This window comes from Methylocystis sp., assembly GCF_021731785.1.
Classification (GTDB): domain Bacteria; phylum Pseudomonadota; class Alphaproteobacteria; order Rhizobiales; family Beijerinckiaceae; genus Methylocystis.
Window position 1 is genome coordinate 66,610 of the sequence record NZ_JAKFWS010000007.1, and the last position, 6,816, is coordinate 73,425.

The following is a 6,816-nucleotide window of genomic DNA, read 5'->3' on the forward strand; positions in this document are numbered from 1 at the left end:
TTGTCCTGGGCGTCTGCTTCTGATCAGCATCATGGGCCAGCAGTTGCGCGTCCACCGCCAGTGGTGGTCCCCGCCCCTGACGTCAGCGGGCCTGCTGAAATGCTGCTCGCTGGCGGCGCGGTTTATCTAACTGAGTACGCGACGCGGGCGCTGATGACGTTAGGGCTGACCGCATGATGACTTCCTATGCGACGCGCTTCGAAACGGCGTCGCGCCGTTTTATGGGCAAGCTTATCACAGCGCTGGATGAGCCTGGCGATCGGATCCTGCTCGCTTTATTCTTTGCAACGGTGTTTTATCTAGCCTATGGGCTTCCGTTCGTTATAGCCAGAGACGGAAACGAATCTCCACCCCTTCGCGCAGCCGAGGTTATCGGCTTTGTCGCTGTGGCTGTGACGATAGCTCGGCTCGGATCGGATCGCGTTTTGCGTAAGGCCCACTTGATCGCTATTGCGATCTCGTCGATCGCCTTAATGCACCCTTGGCATAGCATGGCCATCGTCATGCTCACCGCTCTCGGAATTTCATTTTTGCGCCGGAATGATCGGCGTTTGGCGTCGCTCGGCCAACTCTGTATCGGTCTTGCCTGGATCAGCCTCTGGGGCAAGGTTGTGCTTTCCTTCATCGAGCCGTGGCTTTTGCCAATCGAGGCCGCGTTGGGATACGTTCCTTTGTCGCTCTTTGGCTCCTTTTCGCTGGTTGGAAATGCGATTCTCGGACAAGGGCACGGTGTTGTCGTTTTTACCGGCTGTTCGGCGTTCGCCAACACCATCACAGCGGCCTTCATCTGGCTGTCGCTGGTTAAAATACAGGGCACGGAATTCCAGGGCTGGCATTTCCGCGGCTTAGCTTTCAGCCTAGCCGCCATTGTGCTGTTGAACACCGTGCGTTTGACATTGATGGCGTATTCGTACGACGGATATGTTTTTTGGCATAATGGCTACGGCGCGACGTTTGTGTCGTTAGCAATGCTATTGATTGTCCTTGCATTTTTCTATTGGGGCGCGTGCCGTCGAGAGAGTGCCGTGTGAAGAACCTAAGGCGCTTAGCTCTGGGGCTCGTACTCTTAGCTGTGGTGGTGGGCCCTGTGCTGCGGCTTTCAGCCGACCACCCTATCGGCATTGACCTCTCTCGCCTGATGTTAAGCGATGGGCAGACGGCTGGTCCTTTCTTGGTGGAAGGGCGTGAAGCGCGAAACAAAGGCAGTTTGCGTCTTCGGATTCCGCAATGTCAGCGACCGATCGTTTTGGCGGCGACGGCCTTTTCTGAAACCCGCCCGGAAAAGCTGTTGGCGCGTTTCTATCCCCTCGCCGAGTGGGACGCCCGCTATGTTTATCATCGCCATTTCTACAGCAACTTCGCCGACCTTCCGTCAAAATTCGTCATGCGGTTGCGGCTTCTGTTTTTAGACCTGGCCCTACAACCGCGCGAGGTAACCGATAATTACATCTTCGCCTTCCATGTGCCAGTTGGATGCGCCATCGATAGCGGCGCCGCACTGGCCACTGTTGATTCAATTATCGCATCCCATTCGTCCGGTCCCTGACCAGCCTGGTTAAGATCGAGGACAGGGCTGATTTTCCTTTACAAAGTATCAGTTCCACCAAATCTTTTCTTGTTATTGGGGCAAAACAAGCCTCCCAAAGGCCGTCAATTTGACCTGCTTCTGGCGTTGTGCCGAACGCAGTCACCTGTTTCCCCGTGGGCAGCTCGAGAGTCCCAAACAACCAATCGAACGTCGCCAAGGCAAAGCCCAAATTGCTATGTTGAGAAGCCTCCGCGCGCGAGTGATGGAGCTGATGATGGGCCGGGCTTTGCAGCAAGCAGCCAGTCCACCCTTGCAATGGCATCCATAAAGGCGAGTGGCGGAAATGCTGTAGCGTGAGGAAATAAAGAAACAGGAAAACGTTCACTCCAAAACAGTCAATGGCGGCGCCTCTTGTTCCCAGGGTCGCGACGAGAAGCGCTTCTCCGGTGCCGACGAATGCACCAACGACAACGATAAAGAGGATAATTTCGATCGGGTGCTGCCGTAGCGCCGTAAAAGGGGTCATCACTGGGGCAGAATGGTGGAGTTGATGGAACCGCCAGAACAGCGGAATTTCGTGACATAGCCAATGCGCAAGCCAAAAGCCGGCTTCCGCGGCGAGGAATCCGACGAGCGTAATAAGAATTTTTGACCAAGTGGCGCCGTTTTCGACAGCTTCGTGACCGCCTAAGATCGCCGCCACGGCGTCATATGTCGAAGCCCGCCACATCGGCTCTGAAAAATTGAGCCACGCCGCGGCTGCAGCGAAAATAACGCTATTGAAGACAAAAAGCTTCAGATCCAAACGAAACGATCGAGACTCTATCGACTCAGTCGCGAATACTTTGTGGATGATGACGGAGGCTCGAGCCTGTAACGACCCGGTCATGGAATGCCGAAGAAAGACAACGGCGCAGAATAGGGCCGCGACCATCGATAGCACACTGAACGGATCACCAAAGTCAACCAATCGGCTGAAGGGAGCGAGAAACAAAGTGAGGTCTTTCATTCTGTAATGCGACCCGCGCCGTGGTTAGTCCCGCTCGTAGTTTAGACGTGAACATTTGGCAAAGCTAGACGTGTTGGTTGACCGATGCTGATCGAGCGGCGCGGCTTTGCTTGCCTTGCAAATCGCCGATACTAGCAAAAGCCCCCCTTACCTCAGACCCAACAGTCGCGTTCCAGCGCGTTCAGTTCGTGGTAATAAGTCTCGCAAGTCGCCGCAGAAGGCGGCGGCGCCGACACAAACGTCATCAACCAACAGGCGCGAATTGAGCAACAGGGAGAGCTGGCCCCGGTTGTTTGGACAGCTCCCCGCGAATTTTAAGTGGATCTCTGCCGGGGTTTGCTGAACGCGGGGCGTTTCGGTTTTGTCGCGGCGTCGGGAGGGCGTAGCCCGACCAGAGCTGCGACAAAACCGAAGGCGACAGTCATGCTGCCATCGCCGTTTCCTGTTTGCCGAAGTAGGCCTCGTCGGGCGTGCGCCCGTCAAGCGATGAGTGTGGGCGCCGCCCGTTGTAAAAGGTCAGATACCGGCCAATCGACGCACGCGCTTCGGACACAGTGTCGTAGGCGCGCAGATAGACCTCCTCGTATTTGACGCTGCGCCACAGCCGCTCGACGAAGACATTGTCGCGCCAGGCGCCCTTGCCGTCCATGCTGATCATGACCTTCGCATCCAGCAGCACGCTCGTGAAGTCGAGGCTGGTGAACTGGCTCCCCTGATCCGTGTTGAAAATCTCGGGCTTGCCGTGTTTCGCCAGCGCCTCCTCAAGCGCCTCGACGCAGAACGCCGCCTCCATCGTGATCGACACGCGATGCGAAAGGACGCGGCGGCTCGCCACGTCGACGACCGCCGCGAGATAGACGAATCCGCGCCGCATCGGGATGTAGCTGATGTCCATCGCCCAGACATGATCCGGCCGGTCGATCTTCACGCCACGCAGAAGATACGGGTAGATCTTGTGGCCGGCCGCCGGCTTGCTCGTATTCGGCCGCCGGTAGATCGCCTCGATCCCCATCCGCTTCATCAGCGTCGCGACATGCCGGCGGCCGACGACGGCGCCCTCGCGCCGCAACAGATCCCGCAGCATCCGCGCTCCGGCGAAGGGATAATCGAGATGCAGTTCGTCGAGACGCCGCATCAGCTTCAGGTCCTCGGCCGACACCGGCCGAGACTTGTAATAGACCGTGCTCCGCGAAAGGCCGAGCATCCTGGCTTGTTCTTTGATCGGGAAGGCGTGGCTGCGATCGATCATCGCTTTGCGCTCAGCAGGCCGGCTTTGCTGAGCGCGCCCTCTAAAAAATCATTGGCCAGGGTCAGCTCGCCAATCTTGGCGTGAAGCGACTTCAAATCCACGGCCGCCTCTTTCGGCTCCGCCTTCTCCTGCCCGAACACGCCCGCCGCGCCTTCCAGAAGCTGGCTCTTCCACGTCGTGATCTGGTTCGGATGCACGTCGAACTGCTGCGCCAGTTCGGCCAGCGTCTTCTCGCCCTTGATCGCGGCCAACGCCACTTTCGCCTTGAACGCCGGAGAATGCGTCCGGCGGCTCCTCTTCGTCATCGAATGCTCCTGATTCGCAGCGAGAATCCTCGCCGCCGTCAGGCAGAAAATCCACTTATCTCACTGTCCGAATTTGCGGGGCCAGCTCTCGCGCATCGCGACGATGAAGGAGACTAGCTAGCTAGATCGCCGTGATGACGGTGGCTGGCTATTCGGTCAGCGCCATCGCCAGGCCGCCTCGGCGCGCCAAGTCCCCCGTGTCGCGCGCGCGGAGCCTCTCTCCACGGAAAAACGTCTGGGTAATTTAACGCGCTAGCGGCGCTGAATAATGATTCCCTGCGTCGTCATGACGATCCATCCGTCGTTGCGGCGCTCTATGGCGGTCACGCGTCCAGCCCCGGGCAGTTCATCGCCGGGCGCGACTTCTTCGAGAAATCCATCTGGACGTTTAACGAATGCATGTCCGCGATCAACATGGTGCAACGCATAATCAGCGATCGCTTTCGGGTAGCTGGCGCTTTTCTGATCTGGGGCGTGAGCGTTCATTTCAGAATTGTCATTGGGCTTGGCAATGGCTCTAGGCTCGGGTCTTGAAAAGGCGCTTGTTGGCGTGCGATCGAACGTGGAGTTCTCAAATTGCGCGAGGCGCGTTTCGAGCTTGTCCAGTCTCGCCATTACGGTCGAATTCGTTTCGCCAGCTTCGCGGCTTTGTTCCCGCGCAGCTTCGAGCGCCCGCAATCGATCTGAAGTGTGGAGATTGTCGGCGCTGTGGCGAACCTGTTCGATCTGCGCTCGCAGCGAGTCGATCTCGTTGGCCAGTCGCGCGATTTCTTGCTTGTCCCTAGCGTCCGTCGTCACATTTGATTTGGTAGGAGGCGTCTGCAAAAGATCGGGTTGCTCAGTGCCGACGCGAAATCCGAGCACACGATCTAAGCCGGCACCCGATCCCGACAGATAGCCGATCATGAGGGCGGCTGCGACGGAAGCGCTAATATATGCGAAGCGCCACCTCGCATCAGAGCGCTTTGGCGCCAACACTAATTCTAGCGGTGGCTCAGACGAGGGTTTAGGGATCGGATAGCCGTCGTCGATGGGTGCGTTAGGTGCGTTATTCGAGTTACTAGCGTGCGGGAGCTTCGTCATAGCAGCTTTTCCGGGACTTAGTCACGGGTAACATTGTCGAGTTCGGCTACTATAGACGATTTTGAGGCTCTGGTCGGCCATGTGCCGCATCCCATCGAATGGAATGAAATAATCGACTCGGAAAGAAGCTCGCGAGTTTTCGTTAGCCTAATCGCATTCTGGTTTCGCGGTAACCACCACCGGAAGAACTCGGTCTCGACTGGCCGCGGATCGGCCCGAGAGTTGGGCGGTGGCCATCGGCCAGATCCGCCGATTCCCCTGTTTTTTGGCAAACTCCGCAACTTTTCATTCCGTCGAAATATTTCCCTGTAATGCAGTTTAGGAAATTTTGCTTGTTAAAGCAGTGAATTGCATAGCTTTACAGCGTCGCAAAACGCTGCGTTCAGGCCCACTCTTACAAAATTCCTGTAATTTCCCCCTAGGTTTGTCTAGACGCGTTTCGCTCTAGCAAAGCCAAATAAGTTATTGATAATAATGAATGTTTTTGGCGATGCAGAAACGCCTCGGCTCGGGCAGTGAAAACCCTGCAGGGGTCTCTCCCGCCGGTTTTCGGCGAGTCACATGTCGAGCGTTGTTGCAGGGAGTCCGTCAGTTCGGCGCAAAGCCAAGGAGTTGACGTTGTGCCCAAGTCGTAGGCAAGATTCTAAAAAGCGCCACGAGCCGTCTTGGCGTGAGCTCGACAGGATATGGGCTGTGCAGAATGACGCGCACGATCTGTGGAGCAAGATGAGACAGCTCACGCGACTCGACGCTATCGTCACCGCCCGCGAAGCACATCTGTCGCGTCTCGATCGCTCAACTATCAAAGCAATAACGCCGTCGTGATCTCTTTGCGGGGCCGTTGCCGATCACCAGCCGAACACCGCTTTCCGGCTCGGCGTACATTTGCAGCGACCGAGAGGATCAAAGCATCGACCTCCGGCCTGCGAGCTGTCGATTTGCTCGCCTCCAACCTTAATGCGCTGGACCACGCAATGCACGAGTTCGCGCAGCTCGAGCGAGGTAAGCGACATCCAACCTTGCGCCAGATTCGCCGACCGCTCACGCGTGCGCAAGTTCGTCGCGGTTTTCAAAACGACGAAATCGCCCTTCGCCAGGGAGGTCATCGACAACTTCGCGGCGGTTTATGCGATCGAAAGCCGTATTCGCGGCAAAAGCGCCGAACTTCGCAAAGCGTGTCGCGTCCGGCGCAACGATCAACGATCGGCTCGGCGAACTTTTTTCCTGGAACTGGAAAGCCGCACGCGAGAGAGAAAAATGCAGCGCGGCGTGATCCGCTCGCGTCAGCACAATCCGCCCGGCTCGGCGGTCGTTTCCGCATCACGCGTATCAGAGAAGACCGCCTTCTTGATGAGCTGCTCCGTCGTCTGCTCAAAAAATATCCACAGATCGGTATGCAGCTCGGAAAACTGCTGCCGCACCACCGCATCGAAAAAAAGTTGCGGCGCGCGCACCATAATCGTCGTGCGCTGTTGACGCAGGTAACGGAACGGACGCACCCCGTAGCGGCGGCACTGACGTGCCCCTGAACTTTCATCCGGCGGCGAGTTGAGTCTCGGTGGTTGATACGCCCGAGGGCGCGGAGGTAGCAACAGGCGATTGGCGGAGCTGGTCGGGGTTGCGCAGCCGATCGCCTGTTGCG

5 protein-coding genes and 1 pseudogene are annotated in these 6,816 nt (G+C 57.4%); 2 read left to right on the forward strand and 4 right to left on the reverse strand.

The features are described from left to right. Window positions 1-173: 173 nt before the first annotated feature. Both QZ964_RS01410 and QZ964_RS01415 read left to right on the forward strand, forming a co-directional pair. Entirely contained in the window at window positions 174-1,031 is an 858-nt protein-coding gene (locus QZ964_RS01410; protein ID WP_292528171.1) for a hypothetical protein, read from the forward strand. A 56-nt stretch (window positions 1,032-1,087) separates the two neighbouring features. Beyond that, entirely contained in the window at window positions 1,088-1,546 is a 459-nt protein-coding gene (locus QZ964_RS01415; RefSeq protein ID WP_292528172.1) for a hypothetical protein, read from the forward strand. Here QZ964_RS01415 and QZ964_RS01420 read toward each other — a convergent pair. From QZ964_RS01420 to QZ964_RS21450, 4 genes and pseudogenes are all read right to left on the reverse strand, one after another. Next, window positions 1,518-2,537 (reverse strand): sterol desaturase family protein, encoded by a 1,020-nt coding sequence (locus QZ964_RS01420; protein WP_292528174.1) that lies wholly within the window; start codon window positions 2,535-2,537, stop codon window positions 1,518-1,520. The genes QZ964_RS01415 and QZ964_RS01420 overlap by 29 nt on opposite strands. Before the next feature lie 421 nt (window positions 2,538-2,958). After that, window positions 2,959-4,091 (reverse strand): IS3 family transposase gene (locus QZ964_RS01425; protein WP_292528175.1). Its coding sequence is split into 2 segments (ribosomal slippage): window positions 2,959-3,827 and window positions 3,827-4,091, totalling 1,134 coding nucleotides; the frame shifts between segments, so codons are not numbered across the junction. A 252-nt stretch (window positions 4,092-4,343) separates the two neighbouring features. Further along, window positions 4,344-5,174: a hypothetical protein gene (locus QZ964_RS01430; RefSeq protein WP_292528177.1), complete on the reverse strand. Its 831-nt coding sequence runs from the start codon at window positions 5,172-5,174 to the stop codon at window positions 4,344-4,346. Between the two features lie 1,283 nt (window positions 5,175-6,457). Beyond that, window positions 6,458-6,816, reverse strand: a pseudogene (locus QZ964_RS21450) (hypothetical protein); the annotation flags it as partial.